The sequence below is a fragment of the Pseudomonas syringae group sp. 247E2 genome, from assembly GCF_032587795.1.
In the GTDB taxonomy this organism is placed as follows: Bacteria; Pseudomonadota; Gammaproteobacteria; order Pseudomonadales; family Pseudomonadaceae; genus Aquipseudomonas; species Aquipseudomonas amygdali.
Genome location: NZ_JAWHPK010000001.1, coordinates 664922 through 679493, shown reverse-complemented (window position 1 = coordinate 679493; position 14572 = coordinate 664922). Strand labels below are relative to the sequence as shown.

Here is a 14572-nt window from a genome sequence, read left to right as displayed (position 1 = left end):
CCCCGGACTTTTTTCCCAATCTGCGATGACCATGACCCAAAAAGCTTTTTTCTGCACGCTATCCCATGAGGGCGTTCTCGCCGTTCGCGGCGTGGATGCCAGCAAGTTTCTTCAGGGTCAGCTGACGTGCAACCTCAATTATCTGAATGAAGACAAGTCCAGCCTCGGTGCCCGCTGCACGCAGAAGGGCCGGATGCAGTCGAGTTTTCGCATCGTTTTCGAAGGCGACGGTTGCCTGCTGGCGATGGCCAGCGAGCTGATCGAGCCGCAACTGCTGGACCTGCGTAAATACGCAGTGTTCTCCAAATCGAAACTGACTGACGAAAGCGCAGAATGGGTGCGCTTCGGCCTGCAGGATGGCGACAGTGCCCTGGTCGGCCTGGGCCTGGACCTGGCGCAGGAAACCGATGCGGTGGTACGAGCCAATGAGCTCATCGCAATCCGAGTCTCCCCGGGCCGCGCCGAACTCTGGGTACGCGCCGGGCAGGTAGACAGCGTCAAATCGCAGCTGGCTTCGCAGTTGAGCGAAGGTCCGCTCAATGACTGGTTGCTGGGTCAGATACGGGCCGGCATCGGCCAGGTATTTGGCAGCACCCGCGAGGAGTTCATCCCGCAGATGATCAACCTGCAGGCGGTCGGCGGCGTCAGCTTCAAGAAGGGCTGCTACACCGGCCAGGAAATCGTTGCGCGCATGCAATACCTGGGCAAACTCAAACGCAGGCTCTACCGCCTGACGCTGAGCAGCGAAGAAATCCCCGAGCCGGGTACGGCACTGTTTTCGCCGGTACACACCAGCGCGGTGGGCAACGTGGTCATCGCCGCACAGTCCGGCCAGAATGTTGAACTGCTCGCCGTATTGCAGGGCGATGCGGCAGAAAATGGCCATATAAATCTTGGCTCGCCAGGAAGCGCAGCGCTGCAAATGAGTGATCTGCCCTACATACTGGACAGCAAACTCGAAACTCAGCGCTAAGCCAGACGAACACATTCAGGTTCCTAGTGTCTTTAGAGCGTTCCAGTGCACATGCTGGCGCTCTGCGGAGCGCGCGGAAAACTCTGGACACCCCCAACGGCTGCGAGATGCAACATGAGCAACATGGCTGACGAGGTGCAGAGAAACTTGATCAAGGCCATCGACAGAGATGCCTTGTTTCTGCCTACCCTGCCGGAAGTAGCACTGAGAATTCGCCTTGCCGCCGAAGACACCGAAATCAGCATTTCGGCCCTGAGCAAGGTCATCGGTAGCGATACAGCCCTTTCCGCACGCCTGATAAAGGTCGCGAACAGCCCTCTGCTGCGCCCGAATTTTGAAGTCAGCGACGTCACCACCGCGGTTCGGCGCCTGGGCGTCAATTACACCTGTAACTTGGCTATCGGCCTGGTGGTCGAGCAGATGTTCCACGCGAAGTCTCCCGTCATCGAGCAGAAGATGCGCGATATCTGGAAGCAGAGCCTGCAGGTTGCCGGCATCAGTTACACCCTGTGTCAGAACTACACGAATCTCAAACCCGACCAGGCCACGCTCGCCGGGCTGATCCACTTGATCGGGATTCTGCCGATCCTGACGTATGCCGAAGACCATTACGAGCTGCTGGCCGATCCGATCAGCCTCAACCACGTGATCGACAGCATTCACCCGGTCATTGGCGAACGCCTGCTGCGCTCATGGGACTTTCCCGAGCCGCTGGCCTGCGTGCCGATTCAGTTCCAGAACTTCGCGCGCGTATCGAAAAGTCCGGACTACACAGATCTGGTGCAGATCGCCACAGTGCATATCCACAGGAACACCGACCACCCCTTCAGCCTCATCGAGATGGTCGACCTGCCTGCGTTCAGCCAACTGAGGCTTGCCAGGGCTGAAGGCATGCTAAGCGCCCAGATGGACGAAGCGAAGAGCATGCTCTACTAGGATCACGGCGCACTGAAACTGACCCGAACCTTCAAACCCCGCTCGGCACCATCGTGCAAGGTGATTCTGGCCAGATGCGCACGGCATATCTCTCCCACAATAGCCAGACCGAGCCCGGCACCGCTGCCCTGCTGACTGCGACGGTAGAAACGCTCAAAAACCCGCTCCCGCTCATCTGCTGGAATGCCAGGGCCATCATCCTCGACCTCCAGAACACCCGGCGCATACACCCGCAACACCACGTTACCGCCCGGTGAAGTGTGAGCCAGCGCATTGTCGATCAGGTTGCTCAACAGTTCGTTCAGCAACGTCGGCTCGCCACGCAGCCAGACCGGCTCGTCAGCCTCCAGCGCCAGCGCGACGCCGCGTGAATGAGCCAACGGCGCCATGGCCATGCCCAGCTCTCTTGCCAGCTGGCTGAGGTCCAGTTGTTGCGCGCCGCCTTCGGCAATGGCCCGCGCGCCGTTTTCAATCCGCGCCAGTGACAGCAACTGATTGGCCAGATGCGTGAGCCGATCCGTGCCAAGTGCGGCTGATTCCAGCGTACTGCGCCAGTGTTGGGGGTCGCGCTCGCGCAGGCCCAGTTCAACCCGCGCCTTGAGCGCGGCCAGCGGCGTGCGCAGCTCATGGGCAGCATCGGCGATGAACTGCGCCTGGCGCTCGAACTGCAGGCGCAGCCGCTCGGTAAAGTGGTTCAGCGCCCCTACCAGCGGACGCAGTTCATGCTGCACCTCAACCATTGGCAGCGAGCGCAGATCATCCGGCTGACGCTCTTCGACTGCGGTGCGCAAGCGCTCCAGCGGTCGCAGTGCCGCACTGACCGTGAACCAGACCAGCAGCAGTGCGCCACCACCGAGCATGCCCAGACGCAACAAGGTGTCGGCCATCAGGCTGCGCGCCATGCCCTTGCGCGCCTCTTGGGTTTCGGCAACACGAATTTCAGCAGTGCCGTTCATGCCCGGATCAGTCACTGGCTTGAGCAGGCTGACCACACGTACATCCTGCCCTTGATAAATCCCGTTATAAAACTTCGCCAGCGCAGGGTAATCATCGGTACGCAAGGTGCCCGGTGGCGGCGAAGGCAGATTTTCATAACCGGAAATCAGCTTCTGATGGATGTCATTGACCTGATAATAGATTCGTCCTTCGCTGTCGTAGGCAAAGGTATCCAGCGCCACGTAGGGAATGTCGGCGCTCAGCGTGCCATCACGCTGGGTCAGACCAGCAGCGATGGTCCGCGCTGAAGCCAGCAACGTGCGGTCGTAAGCGGTATCGGCCACTTCGCGGCCATTCCAGTAAGCGCTCATGCCGCTGGCCAGCATCAACACCACCAGCAGCAACGCCAGGTTCCACAATAACCGCCAGCGCAGGCTGTCGTTAATCATCGCGGCTTTCAAGCAGATACCCCAGACCCCGAAAGGTCACGATGGCCACAGAATGCCCGTCGAGCTTCTTGCGCAGGCGATGGACGTAGATTTCGATGGCGTCAGGGCTGGCCTCCTCGTCGAGGCCGAAAACCTGCGCGGCCAGTTGCTCCTTGCTCATCACCCGACCTGGCCTGGCGATAAGCGCTTCCAGCACCGCCTGTTCGCGAGACGTCAGGGCCAGCAGTTCCTCGCCGAGCGTGAAACGCCGCGTGTCCAGGTCATAGGCCAGTACGCCGCAGCGCTGTTGCCGCTCGCCACCCAGCACGCTACGCCGCAGCAATGCCTTGACCCTGGCTTCCAACTCGGAGAGCTCGAAAGGCTTGGCCAGGTAGTCATCGGCCCCCAGGTTCAGGCCATGGACGCGATCCTTGACGTCGCTGCGCGCGGTCAGCATCAACACCGGAAGGTTTTTGCTGCGCGCCCGCAGACGCGCCAGCACTTCAAAGCCGTCCATACGCGGCAAGCCGACGTCGAGAATGGCGACGGCGTATTCCTCGCTGCTCAACGCCAGGTCGGCGGCAACGCCATCATGCAGTACATCAACGGTCAAACCTGCGCTTTTGAGCGCCTGCGCGACACTTTCAGCCAATTGCAGATGATCTTCCACAAGAAGAACACGCATCGCCGTCTCCTGATTGTCACTGTTGTTATCGATCTGGGCATCGAGGCTTGTGGCGGTGGAGTTTACAGGCAGGCCGCCGCCTGTGAAGGACAGAAACGATTCGCGGCCCTTCAATTGCGACATGAAAGGTAGCTGAAAGGTTTGCGAAAGGTTCGTCATTTAGCATCGCCAGACGACCCGGCAAAAGGGTACGTACAAAACAGGCGCCCGGATGCGTCTGGACAATAAAAACAATAAATCGCTAAACGGAGTCACGTCATGTCTATGCCAGCCCAGGCTTGCCAGTCCATTGAGCACAGCCCGTCGCGGTTTTCCCCGCACCCGTCGCGCTCCTGCTCCACCTTCCTGCAAAACATCAGCGCCCACCGCTGTACCAATGGCACTTGCGTGTCAGCCAACAGGTCTCGTGGTGCGCGAGACAAAAGCATCTGCTGAACAGCTTCTCTCTTCCAAAAACAAAAATATCTCTGGAGACTGAACATGAAATTCCCTCTGCGTCAGATAGCCGCCACCGCCGCCTGCATGCTGGTTGCCAGCCAGTTGTTTGCTGCCGAGCCAAAGCGTCCGGAATGCATTGCACCCGCCTCACCGGGTGGCGGATTCGACTTGACCTGCAAGCTGGTGCAAAGCGCGCTGATCAACGAAAAGATTCTGACCTCGCCCATGCGCGTGACCTACATGCCTGGGGGCGTCGGCGCAGTGGCCTACAACGCAGTTGTAGCTCAGCGCCCCGCAGATGCTGGCACGCTGGTCGCGTGGTCCAGCGGTTCGCTGCTCAATCTGGCGCAGGGCAAATTCGGCCGTTTCGATGAAAACGCAGTACGCTGGCTCGCCGCCGTGGGCACAAGTTATGGCGCCATTGCAGTGAAGAGCGACTCGCCATACAAGAACCTCGACGATCTGGTCAAAGCGCTCAAGGCCGACCCGAGCAAGGTAGTCATCGGCTCAGGCGGCACCGTAGGCAGCCAGGACTGGATGCAGACCGCATTGATCGCCAAGGCTGCAGACATCAACCCGCGCGCCTTGCGTTATGTCGCGCTGGAGGGCGGTGGGGAAATCGCTACTGCCCTGCTTGGCGGCCACATTCAGGTGGGCAGTACCGACATCTCCGACTCCATGCCGCACATTTTGAGTGGCGACATGCGCCTGCTCGCCGTATTCGCCGAGAAGCGCATCGACGAACCCGAAATGAAAGACATCCCCACCGCCAAGGAGCAGGGCTACGACATCGTCTGGCCTGTGGTGCGTGGCTTCTACCTCGGGCCGAAGGTCAGCGACGAAGACTACAACTGGTGGAAAGCCTCGTTCGACAAGATCCTGGCCTCTGAAGACTTCGCCAAACTGCGTGATCAGCGCGAGCTGTTCCCCTTCGCCATGACCGGCGCGGAGCTGGACACCTACGTCAAGAAGCAGGTTGCCGACTACAAACTGATGGCCAAGGAATTCGGCCTGATTCAGTAATTGAACTCAATTGACTGACGTTAAGTTGCGCCCGCACAGCGGGCGCGGCTCAGGAGCTTCTCATGGTCATACAACGCATTTTTGCTGCCGTACTGCTACTGGCATGCGCAGGTCTGGCCCTTATGGCCTGGCCTTATCAAGCGCCGTTCTCCTATGAACCGGTCGGACCACGCGCTTTCCCGCTGCTGATGCTCGGGTTGATGGGGGCCGCCCTGCTGTACCTGCTGATTCGGCCCACACCCATTGTCCACACCGAGGAAGAACCGGCACTGGACCGTGAAACCCTGATCAAGATTGGCGCATGCATCATTCTGCTGCTGATATTCGCCGGGCTGTTCGAACCCCTGGGCTTCATCCTCAGCAGCATCCTGATCGGCATTCCCATGGCACGCCTGTATGGCGGACGCTGGCTCCCGAGCGTGGTGGTGGTGATTCTGATGAGCGTCGGCCTTTACCTGTTATTCGACAAGGCCATGGACGTTCCCTTGCCTTTAGGCCTGCTCAGCGTTCTGGAGAACTGACATGGATACTTTCAGCTACCTGGGCCAGGGGTTCGGCGTCGCCCTCACCCCTTACAACCTGATTACCGCACTGTCCGGCACATTGATTGGTACCGTCGTCGGCCTGCTGCCGGGGCTTGGGCCTATCAACGGGGTGGCGCTGCTGATACCCATTGCCTTTGCGCTGGGCCTGCCGCCTGAATCGGCACTGATTCTGTTAGCGGCCGTGTACCTGGGCTGTGAATACGGCGGACGTATCAGTTCGATCCTGCTGAACATTCCGGGCGAAGCGTCCACCGTCATGACCACGCTGGACGGCTATCCAATGGCACGCCAGGGGCTGGCCGGCGTCGCTCTGTCGCTGTCAGCATGGAGTTCGTTCATCGGTGCATTCATCGCCACTTGCGGCATGGTGCTGTTCGCGCCGTTGCTCGCCAAGTGGGCGATTGCCTTCGGTCCGGCGGAATATTTCGTACTGATGGTGTTCGCCATCGTCTGCCTGGGTGGCATGGCCGGTGACAGGCCATTGAAGACATTCATTGCCGCGCTGATCGGGCTTTTCCTGTCTGCGGTAGGCATTGATGCCAACAGCGGGGTGTACCGTTTTACGGGCGACAACATTCATCTGACCGACGGCATTCAGTTCGTGGTGCTGGTCCTGGGTCTGTTTTCAATCAGTGAAATCCTGTTGCTGCTGGAAAAGACCCATCGCGGCCAAGAGGCGGTCAAGGCCACTGGGCGCATGATGTTCAACGTCAAGGAAGCCGCTGCCGTGTTCGTGGTAAACATTCGCTGCGGTCTGCTGGGCTTCATTCTTGGCGTACTGCCGGGTGCCGGTGCGACACTGGCCAGCGCAGTCGCTTACATGACGGAAAAACGCATCGCCGGCCCTGGCGGCAAGTTTGGCCAGGGCGACATGCGCGGTCTGGCAGCTCCCGAGACCGCCATCGGGGCAACCGCTTGCGGCGCATTGGTGCCGATGCTGACGCTGGGTGTTCCGGGCTCGGGCACCACGGCGGTGATGATCGGCGCGTTGTCGCTGTACAACATCACGCCCGGTCCGATGCTGTTTCAACAGCAACCGGACATCGTATGGGGCCTGATCGCTTCGTTGTTCATCGCCAACATCATGCTGGTGATCCTCAACATCCCGATGATCCGTATCTTCACGCGCATCCTCGCCGTGCCGAACTGGGCGCTGGTCCCGGTGATTGCGATCATCACCGGCATCGGCGTGTATGCAGTGCACGCCACCACCTTCGACCTGTTCCTGATGGTCGGCATCGGCATCTTCGGTTACATCCTGCGCAAGCTGGATTTCCCGCTGTCGCCGATTCTGCTCGGTTTCATCCTCGGTGGTCTGATGGAGCAGAACCTGCGACGCGCCCTGTCGATCTCCAACGGCGAACTGGGGATTCTCTGGGCCAGCCCGATCACCCTCGGGGTCTGGGTGGTGACCGTGTTCATGCTGCTGTTTCCGCTGATCCGTATCTGGCGCAAGCGCGCAAAACAGCAGGCTGCCGCAACGCATGGCTGATTCGTCACTGCGTCAATGGTGGGCAACGCCGCTGGTCGGTCTGCTTGGCGGCTACCTCGCCAGCCAGGTTGGCTGGCCGCTGCCGTGGATGGTTGGCTCGTTGCTGGCAATCATCCTGGTGCGCTGCCTGACACCCTGGCAACTGACGCAGATTCCGGGTGGTCGTAAATGCGGGCAACTGATCATCGGTATCGGCATCGGTCTGCATTTCACGCCAGTGGTTATCGAGCAGGTGCTCGCGCATTTCGGGCTGATTTTCATCGGCGCGCTGGTCACCAGTCTGTCGTGTCTGGTTGGCGTCTGGCTGATGCTGAGCACCGGAGAAGATCGCCCTACGGCGTTCTTTTCGAGCATGCCGGGCGGTTCCGGGGAGATGGTCAACCTTGGCGCACGTAACGGTGCAACGCTAAGCAGCGTCGCAGCCGCGCAAAGTCTTCGGGTGCTGGCAGTAGTATTGTGCGTGCCGGCGATCTTCAAATACCTGCTGGGTGACGGTACGCCTTCGCTGCATGCCACAGCGGTCGATTGGCGCTGGCTGGCATTCCTGCTGCCGGTCGGCGCAGCTCTGGCCTGGCTGTGGCAACGTCTCAAGCAACCCAACCCGTGGCTGTTCGGCCCTCTGTTGCTCAGTGCCGTAGTGAGCGTGGTCTGGGACCTGAAAATCGGCTTGCCCAACGGTGCCAGCCAGCTGGGTCAGCTACTGATCGGCAGCGGGCTGGGTTGTCATTTCAATCGGGCATTCTTTCGGCGTGCGCCATCGTTTCTGGCGCGTACGCTGTTGGGCACTGCGCTGACCATGTTGATTGCCGCACTGGCTGCGCTGGGGCTGAGCGCCCTCACCCACCTGGACCTGCGCTCACTGACGCTGGGCATGATGCCCGGTGGCATTGCCGAAATGAGCCTGACCGCAGAAGTGCTGCAACTGTCGGTCCCCCTGGTGACGGCCATGCAGGTCATGCGCCTTCTGTTCGTGCTGTTTCTTGCCGAGCCGCTGTACCGGCGCTGGAACAAGCGGTTCGCTGACTGAGCCCAATCAGAAGCACTTTGATCAGAGAACGGGCAAGCGCCAGTCGATTGGCTCGATGCCGTTTTGCTCAAGGTACTTGTTGGCCCGCCCGAAATGCCCGTTACCCAGGAAGCCTTTGTAGGCTGACAACGGCGAAGGATGGACGGAGGTCAGCACCAGGTGCTTGGTCGCATCGACCAGTTTCTGCTTGCTCTGCGCATGAGCGCCCCACAGCAGGAACACCAGATGCGGCTGATGCTCGCTGACCACTTGAATGATCCGGTCCGTGAAGTGCTGCCAGCCTTTTCCCGCATGCGAAGCTGCGTTGGCGCGCTCGACGGTAAGAGTCGTGTTAAGCAACAGCACGCCCTGATCAGCCCATGATTGCAGGCAGCCGTGATTGGGAATGTCGATATTCAGGTCGCGTTTGAGTTCTTTATAGATATTGACCAGTGACGGCGGCGTCGGCACGCCTGGCTGCACCGAGAAACACAGACCGTGAGCCTGATTCGGACCGTGATACGGGTCCTGACCGAGGATCACCACTTTCACATTGTTGAGCGGCGTCGAATTCAGCGCATTGAAAATAAGCGGCCCAGGCGGATAGATCTCTTTACCCGCGGCATGCTCCTGGCGCAGAAACTCGCGCAACTGCGCCATATAGGGCTGCTCGAATTCATCGCGCAGCGCTTCCTTCCAGCTGGGCTCAAGCTTGATGCGGTCGTCGCTAGTCATGGTTACATCCGGTAAAAACAATGCGCGGACACTAGAAAAGCCCGGCAGCAAAGTCAATGCCGGTTTCTACATGCGCCTTTACGATCGGACGCAGAGCGTCCAGAAAGAAGTGCCGACGCGGAGCGTCGACACGATAGTCAGTTCGCAGCAGCCAGTTCACCGCTCTGGCATTGCACTGAGCGCAGGTTTCAGCTACCGATGCCCGCCCCGACCATCACCGCGCCCGCCTCGTCCATGATCACGGCCATCGCGTCCGCCTCGACCGCCATGGTCCTCCCAGCCGCGGTTGCCTCGGTCGCCGCGGAAGCCGTCATTGCGTCCGAAACCACCATTGCCTCGAAAGCCGTCATTACGCCCAAAACCGCCATTGCCGCGAAAGCCGTCGTTTCTCCAGCCATAACCCGGTGGGCGTCCCGGCTGGTAGTAGCGTGGCACTGGCGGCGGCGCGTAATAACGCGGTGCCGGGGCGTAGTAGCGTGGTTGGGTGTAATAGCGTGGCTGAGGCGCTACATAGATGCGCTGCTCCTGATAGTAGGTGGAGCGGTAGCCATTGTCGTACGCGTAAGCGCCACCGACGACGGTTGTCGGCTGCGTGTACACATCGGATTCGTAGTAACCAGGGCCTGCGTAGCAACCGGCAAGGAAAAGGGTCAGCAACGTGATAAGCAAGGGTCTTCGATACATGGCGGCCTCCTGGACCGCGATTGGGCACGAATCAGCGACGCTGATCGGCGTCCGCCAAAGCGGTTGACGGACAGAAGTTCAGACACCGAAAAGGGAATCTAGTGCGTTGGCGCAGCGTGTAAACCCTACGAAAGATGATGGCCATCCTTCACTCAAGGGCTCTAAAGCCGGGGCATGCAGGCATGTTTCGACTTCCTGCAAAGATGCTACAAAACATTTCAAAACACCCATGCATCAACACAGTGCGGTTACGCACCAGCACAAGGCAGTTTCCCTTAGGGCTGACCTGCGATGGTCCGGGCAGGCCTTGAAAAACAAAGGCCTTGGCGAGTTGGCACAAGTCTCGCTTGATGAATGGCGTGCAGGAGTCAACACAGGTTCGCGGCACCACAATTTGCAATAGCCGACTAGGGTTCCGGCTTGCCGACAGGCAAGTGGCTGGTCCGAGAGTTGGCGACCTCCAGTAGAGGTTACACGGCGGGACAAAAGCCCGGGAGACAGGGACACCAGTGGTGTCACGTTGCTCCTGGCCGCCTTTTTTCACTACTGGAGATTTCTCAACATGCAAAAGTCTCGTCTCTTCGGTCTGCTCACGGCAGGCCTGCTTGCTGCGTTGAGCTTCTCGGCGAATGCCGCCCAAAAAGATCACTTCAATGTCTGCTGGACCATCTACGCAGGCTGGATGCCGTGGGAATACGCAGGTAGCCAGGGCATCGTCGACAAGTGGGCGAAAAAATACGGCATCAAGATCGATGTCACCCAGCTCAATGACTACGTCGAATCCATCAACCAGTACACCGCCGGCCAGTTCGATGGCTGTACCATGACCAACATGGACGCACTGACCATTCCGGCTGCAGGCGGGGTGGAAAGCACGGCACTGATCGTCAGCGATTTCTCCAATGGCAATGACGGCATCGTGCTCAAGGGCGAAGGCAAGAAAGTCGCTGACCTGAAAGGTATGGATGTCAATCTGGTCGAGCTGTCGGTGTCTCACTACCTGCTGGCCCGTGCGCTGGACAGCGTCAAGCTCAGCGAAAAAGACCTCAAGGTGGTCAACACCTCGGATGCCGATATCTCGGCAGCCTTCAATACCGATGATGTGCAGGCAGTTACCACCTGGAACCCGATGCTGTCGGACATCAAAGCCAAACCCGGCGTGACCGAAGTCTTCAACTCCAGTCAGATTCCTGGCGAGATCATGGACATGATGGTCGTCAACACTCAGACCCTGAAGGACAACCCGGCGCTGGGCAAAGCCCTGACCGGTGCCTGGTTTGAAGTGGTCGCGCTGATGAACGCCAAAAACGCCCAGAGCAAGGCGGCGCTGGAGCATATGGCCAAGGCATCGGGCACCGATCTGGCCGGCTTCCAGGCGCAACTGGACACCACCAAGCTGTTTGCCACGCCCAAGGAAGCCCTTGAGTTCGCCACCAGCAAACAACTACCGGACACCCAGCGCAAGGTGGCCGACTTCTCGTTCGCCCACGGTTTGCTCGGTGAAGGCGCACGCGATGCCAACGCGGTCGGCATGTCGTTCGCCAATGGCGTGAACCTCGGCGACAAGGCCAACGTCAAGCTGCACTTTGACCCCAGCTACGTGCAGATGGCCGTCGACGGCAAGCTGTAAATCACGCTCAGTAAAAAGGTCATTGCCATGCGTTTGATAAACCGCCATCCGGATCGTGCCGGTCGCCTGATTCTGGTGATCCTGCCGTTCGCCCTGTTGCTGTTCGCCTACTTCATGGGCTCGGCCACCCGGCTTGCGGAAAACCCCACCGACAAACTGCTGCCCAGCGCGGTGCAGATGGCCGATGCGGTCAAACGCATGGCGTTTGTTGCCGATACCCGCAGCGGCGACTACCTGCTGTGGCAGGACACGGCATCGAGTCTGCAACGTCTGGCCATCGGCCTGGGGATCAGCGCGCTGTTGGGCCTGTGCCTGGGCATTGCGGCGGGCATCCTGCCGCTGTTCGGTGCGCCACTGTCGCCCTTGCTGACGGTAATGTCGATGGTGCCGCCGCTGGCGATCCTGCCGATTCTGTTCATCGTCTTCGGCCTGGGCGAGCTGTCGAAAGTGATGCTGATCGTGATCGGCATCACGCCGATTCTGGCCCGCGATCTGGAACAGCGTGCCCGGGAAATTCCGGTCGAGCTGCTGATCAAGGCGCAGACCCTCGGCGCCTCGACCTGGACGCTGATCCTGCGGGTGGTCCTGCCGCAGTTGCTGCCGCGTCTGCTGATTGCCCTGCGCCTGGTGCTGGGTTCGGCGTGGCTGTTCCTGATCGCCGCCGAGGCCATCGCCTCGACTGACGGTCTGGGTTACCGGATCTTTCTGGTCCGCCGCTACCTGGCGATGGACGTGATTCTGCCGTATGTAGTGTGGATCACCCTGCTTGCCTGGCTGATGGACTGGGGCCTCAAAGCCCTGACCCGACGCGCCTTTCCCTGGTACGAAGGGGCGCGGACATGAGCTTTATCAGTGTGCGCAATGTCTGGCAACAATACGATGATCAGGTGGTGCTTGAAGGCCTGAATCTGGACGTGGCCGAAGGTGAGTTCTGCACGCTGGTCGGCGCATCGGGCTGCGGCAAGTCGACTTTTCTGCGCCTGCTGCTGGGTCAGGAAACTCCGAGCCGTGGACTGATCACGCTGGACGGCAAGGCCCTGCGCAATGAGCCAGACGCCAGCCGTGGCGTGGTGTTTCAGCGCTATTCAGTGTTCCCGCACCTGTCGGTGCTGGACAACGTGGCGCTGGGTCTGGAACTGCCCCGCTCGGCGTGGCTGGGCCGACTGTTCGGCCAGGCAAAAAGCGAGGCACGCGAGCACGCCGCGCAACTGCTTGGCAAGGTTGGCCTGGGGCATGCGCTGGATAAGTACCCCACGCAATTGTCCGGCGGCATGCAGCAGCGTCTGGCCATTGCTCAGGCGCTGATCATGAAACCCCGCGTGCTGCTGCTGGACGAGCCCTTCGGCGCGCTCGACCCCGGCATTCGCAAAGACATGCACCACTTGCTGCTGAACCTGTGGCGGGAAACGAAGCTGACCGTGTTCATGGTCACTCACGACCTGTCCGAAGGTTTCAACCTCGGCACCCGCCTGCTGGTGTTCGACAAGGTCCGCCACGACCCGCACGAACCCGGCGCCTATGGCGCGCGCATCACTTACGACATTCCCCTCAACAGCGAACGCCGCGCCGAACGCGCCGCCATCGATTCGCTGCTCAACGTTTCAGAGGAGCCCGTTCAATGACTGACTCAACCACGCTGTACCCGGTTTTCGCCGAAGAGATGCTGCCCGGTGGCGGCCATCGTTCGTTCATCCTCAAGCGCGGCGAACTGCTGCGCCTGACCGACCTGCACGGCAACGCCAACGTCAGCCTGACTCTGCTCAACGCTCACGAAAAAAACGAGCGGCTGAACCTGCCCGACAGCCTCAAATGCCAGCACACCGCCAGGTTGAGCAACGGCCATTGCCTGTATTCGGACATGGGCCGCGTGCTGGCGGCCATCGTCACCGACACCTGTGGCTGGAGCGACAGCATTGGCGGCGTGCTCAATGCTCAGGAAGTCGCTGAAAAATACGGTCAGGGCCGCTATCAGGAACTGCGCAACGGCTTCTTTCGCAATGGCGTCGACAACCTGCTGGTCGAGCTGGGCAAATGGGGGCTGGGGCTGTCCGACCTGTTGATGACCCTCAACCTGTTCAGCCGAGTCGATGTCGACGAGAAAGGAATCCTGCACTTCGCCGCGAACAACTCGAAAGCCGGTGACTACATCGAGCTGTACGCACCGATGGACACGCTGGTGGTGCTGACCGCCTTGCAACATCCGATGGACCCCAACCCGCAATACGCCCCACAACCGCTCAGACTCAGCTGGATGAAGGCCGACGCCAGCGTTGCCGAGCACTGCCGCACCTCGCGCCCGGAAAACGAGCGCGGCTTCATCAACACCGACCGCCTGTTCGCCTGAGGAGCCCTTTCATGAATTCACACACTCACATTTGCTGCGACGCAACCATACCGGCAGGCGAGCCGTTCCTGGCCGAAGTCAAGGCCGGGCAGACCGTGCGCATCCTCGATCTGCAAGGCAACCAGGCGGTCGACACGCTGTTTTTCAGCCTCGCCAACCCGCGTGAACGCTACGACGTACAACGCACCTTGCGCCGCCAGAACAGCGTGTATCTGACCACCGGCAGCGTGCTGTTTTCCAACCTCGGTCAGCCGATGCTGACCATTGTCGATGACACCTGCGGTCGCCACGACACGCTCGGTGGCGCATGCGCGCAAGAGAGCAACACCGTGCGCTACGCCCTGGAAAAACGCTACATGCACAGCTGCCGCGACAACTACCTGCGCGCCTGCCTGCACGACGGGCGTCTGACCAAGGCCGACATCGGTCCGAACATCAATTTCTTCATGAACGTGCCGGTGACAGCCGAAGGCGGCCTGACCTTCGAAGACGGTATTTCCGCGCCCGGCAAGTACGTTGAACTGCGCGCCGAGATGGACGTGATCGTGCTGATTTCCAACTGTCCGCAGCTCAACAACCCCTGCAACGGCTACAACCCGACGCCTGCGCAGTTGCTGATTCGCGACTGACCCGGCACCAGCCCTCAGCAACGGACGACCGTTGCGTAGATTGATCAATAGCGGGACGGCCCGCTTCCCATCACGAAACCGAGCGCGA

15 protein-coding genes and 1 riboswitch are annotated in these 14572 nt (G+C 60.2%); of the genes, 11 read left to right on the top strand and 4 right to left on the bottom strand.

The window, feature by feature from the left end:
• Positions 1-31 precede the first annotated feature (31 nt).
• A complete protein-coding gene (locus RYC18_RS03140; RefSeq protein WP_316883052.1) occupies positions 32-973 on the top strand; it encodes a folate-binding protein YgfZ in 942 nt (313 codons plus the stop codon).
• A gap of 114 nt (positions 974-1087) precedes the next feature.
• A complete protein-coding gene (locus tag RYC18_RS03135) occupies positions 1088-1909 on the top strand; it encodes an HDOD domain-containing protein (RefSeq protein WP_005746602.1) in 822 nt (273 codons plus the stop codon).
• Between the two features lie 2 nt (positions 1910-1911).
• Here RYC18_RS03135 and RYC18_RS03130 read toward each other — a convergent pair whose 3' ends face one another.
• On the bottom strand, positions 1912-3294 hold the full coding sequence (locus RYC18_RS03130; protein WP_004664052.1) for a sensor histidine kinase: 1383 nt from the start codon (positions 3292-3294) through the stop codon (positions 1912-1914).
• Complete coding sequence (locus tag RYC18_RS03125; protein WP_002554918.1) at positions 3287-3958, bottom strand: response regulator; 672 nt, start codon at positions 3956-3958, stop codon at positions 3287-3289. The genes RYC18_RS03130 and RYC18_RS03125 overlap by 8 nt, the downstream gene beginning before the upstream one ends.
• Positions 3959-4438: 480 nt before the next feature.
• On the opposite strand from RYC18_RS03125, the gene RYC18_RS03120 reads away from it, so the two are divergent.
• The 4 genes from RYC18_RS03120 to RYC18_RS03105 all read left to right on the top strand — a co-directional run bounded on the left by RYC18_RS03120 (position 4439) and on the right by RYC18_RS03105 (position 8483).
• Positions 4439-5419 carry a Bug family tripartite tricarboxylate transporter substrate binding protein gene (locus RYC18_RS03120; protein WP_005746605.1) on the top strand — a complete coding sequence of 327 codons (981 nt, stop codon included), beginning with the start codon at positions 4439-4441 and terminating at the stop codon, positions 5417-5419.
• Between the two features lie 62 nt (positions 5420-5481).
• Positions 5482-5940 (top strand): tripartite tricarboxylate transporter TctB family protein, encoded by a 459-nt coding sequence (locus tag RYC18_RS03115; protein ID WP_005746607.1) that lies wholly within the window; start codon positions 5482-5484, stop codon positions 5938-5940.
• Position 5941: 1 nt separating this feature from the next.
• A complete protein-coding gene (locus RYC18_RS03110) occupies positions 5942-7456 on the top strand; it encodes a tripartite tricarboxylate transporter permease (protein ID WP_002554921.1) in 1515 nt (504 codons plus the stop codon).
• Complete coding sequence (locus RYC18_RS03105; RefSeq protein WP_316883037.1) at positions 7449-8483, top strand: AbrB family transcriptional regulator; 1035 nt, start codon at positions 7449-7451, stop codon at positions 8481-8483. The genes RYC18_RS03110 and RYC18_RS03105 overlap by 8 nt, the downstream gene beginning before the upstream one ends.
• Positions 8484-8504: 21 nt before the next feature.
• Here the strand turns inward: RYC18_RS03105 and ung are convergent, their stop codons facing one another.
• Together ung and RYC18_RS03095 are read right to left on the bottom strand one after the other, a co-directional pair.
• Positions 8505-9197 carry a uracil-DNA glycosylase gene (ung, locus tag RYC18_RS03100; protein WP_002554923.1) on the bottom strand — a complete coding sequence of 231 codons (693 nt, stop codon included), beginning with the start codon at positions 9195-9197 and terminating at the stop codon, positions 8505-8507.
• 192 nt (positions 9198-9389) lie between these two features.
• Positions 9390-9881 (bottom strand): hypothetical protein, encoded by a 492-nt coding sequence (locus RYC18_RS03095; protein WP_002554925.1) that lies wholly within the window; start codon positions 9879-9881, stop codon positions 9390-9392.
• A 396-nt stretch (positions 9882-10277) separates the two neighbouring features.
• A riboswitch (guanidine-I (ykkC/yxkD leader) is annotated at positions 10278-10380 on the top strand.
• A 63-nt stretch (positions 10381-10443) separates the two neighbouring features.
• On the opposite strand from RYC18_RS03095, the gene RYC18_RS03090 reads away from it, so the two are divergent.
• Genes RYC18_RS03090 through RYC18_RS03070 form a run of 5 tightly spaced genes read left to right on the top strand, consistent with a single transcriptional unit; the run spans position 10444 to position 14484 of the window.
• Positions 10444-11511, top strand: coding sequence for a putative urea ABC transporter substrate-binding protein (locus tag RYC18_RS03090; RefSeq protein WP_005755365.1), 1068 nt, complete (start codon positions 10444-10446; stop codon positions 11509-11511).
• A gap of 27 nt (positions 11512-11538) precedes the next feature.
• On the top strand, positions 11539-12354 hold the full coding sequence (locus RYC18_RS03085; RefSeq protein ID WP_004642515.1) for an ABC transporter permease: 816 nt from the start codon (positions 11539-11541) through the stop codon (positions 12352-12354).
• Positions 12351-13133 (top strand): ABC transporter ATP-binding protein, encoded by a 783-nt coding sequence (locus tag RYC18_RS03080; protein ID WP_005779206.1) that lies wholly within the window; start codon positions 12351-12353, stop codon positions 13131-13133. Before RYC18_RS03085 ends, RYC18_RS03080 begins: the two co-directional genes overlap by 4 nt.
• Positions 13130-13855, top strand: a complete 726-nt coding sequence (locus RYC18_RS03075) for an urea amidolyase associated protein UAAP1 (RefSeq protein WP_316883025.1) — start codon at positions 13130-13132, stop codon at positions 13853-13855. Before RYC18_RS03080 ends, RYC18_RS03075 begins: the two co-directional genes overlap by 4 nt.
• Before the next feature lie 11 nt (positions 13856-13866).
• Positions 13867-14484, top strand: a complete 618-nt coding sequence (locus tag RYC18_RS03070) for an urea amidolyase associated protein UAAP2 (RefSeq protein WP_005735135.1) — start codon at positions 13867-13869, stop codon at positions 14482-14484.
• Positions 14485-14572 lie beyond the last annotated feature (88 nt).

Excerpts from the sequence above, each read along its gene's own strand:
- RYC18_RS03090 (WP_005755365.1), top strand. The coding sequence starts at position 10,444 with ATGCAAAAGTCTCGTCTCTTCGGTCTGCTCACGGCAGGCCTGCTTGCT.
- RYC18_RS03130 (WP_004664052.1), bottom strand. The coding sequence starts at position 3,294 with ATGATTAACGACAGCCTGCGCTGGCGGTTATTGTGGAACCTGGCGTTG.
- RYC18_RS03075 (WP_316883025.1), top strand. The coding sequence starts at position 13,130 with ATGACTGACTCAACCACGCTGTACCCGGTTTTCGCCGAAGAGATGCTG.
- RYC18_RS03105 (WP_316883037.1), top strand. The coding sequence starts at position 7,449 with ATGGCTGATTCGTCACTGCGTCAATGGTGGGCAACGCCGCTGGTCGGT.
- RYC18_RS03080 (WP_005779206.1), top strand. The coding sequence starts at position 12,351 with ATGAGCTTTATCAGTGTGCGCAATGTCTGGCAACAATACGATGATCAG.
- RYC18_RS03115 (WP_005746607.1), top strand. The coding sequence starts at position 5,482 with ATGGTCATACAACGCATTTTTGCTGCCGTACTGCTACTGGCATGCGCA.
- RYC18_RS03095 (WP_002554925.1), bottom strand. The coding sequence starts at position 9,881 with ATGTATCGAAGACCCTTGCTTATCACGTTGCTGACCCTTTTCCTTGCC.
- ung (WP_002554923.1), bottom strand. The coding sequence starts at position 9,197 with ATGACTAGCGACGACCGCATCAAGCTTGAGCCCAGCTGGAAGGAAGCG.
- RYC18_RS03110 (WP_002554921.1), top strand. The coding sequence starts at position 5,942 with ATGGATACTTTCAGCTACCTGGGCCAGGGGTTCGGCGTCGCCCTCACC.
- RYC18_RS03135 (WP_005746602.1), top strand. The coding sequence starts at position 1,088 with ATGAGCAACATGGCTGACGAGGTGCAGAGAAACTTGATCAAGGCCATC.
- RYC18_RS03085 (WP_004642515.1), top strand. The coding sequence starts at position 11,539 with ATGCGTTTGATAAACCGCCATCCGGATCGTGCCGGTCGCCTGATTCTG.
- RYC18_RS03140 (WP_316883052.1), top strand. The coding sequence starts at position 32 with ATGACCCAAAAAGCTTTTTTCTGCACGCTATCCCATGAGGGCGTTCTC.
- RYC18_RS03070 (WP_005735135.1), top strand. The coding sequence starts at position 13,867 with ATGAATTCACACACTCACATTTGCTGCGACGCAACCATACCGGCAGGC.
- RYC18_RS03120 (WP_005746605.1), top strand. The coding sequence starts at position 4,439 with ATGAAATTCCCTCTGCGTCAGATAGCCGCCACCGCCGCCTGCATGCTG.
- RYC18_RS03125 (WP_002554918.1), bottom strand. The coding sequence starts at position 3,958 with ATGCGTGTTCTTCTTGTGGAAGATCATCTGCAATTGGCTGAAAGTGTC.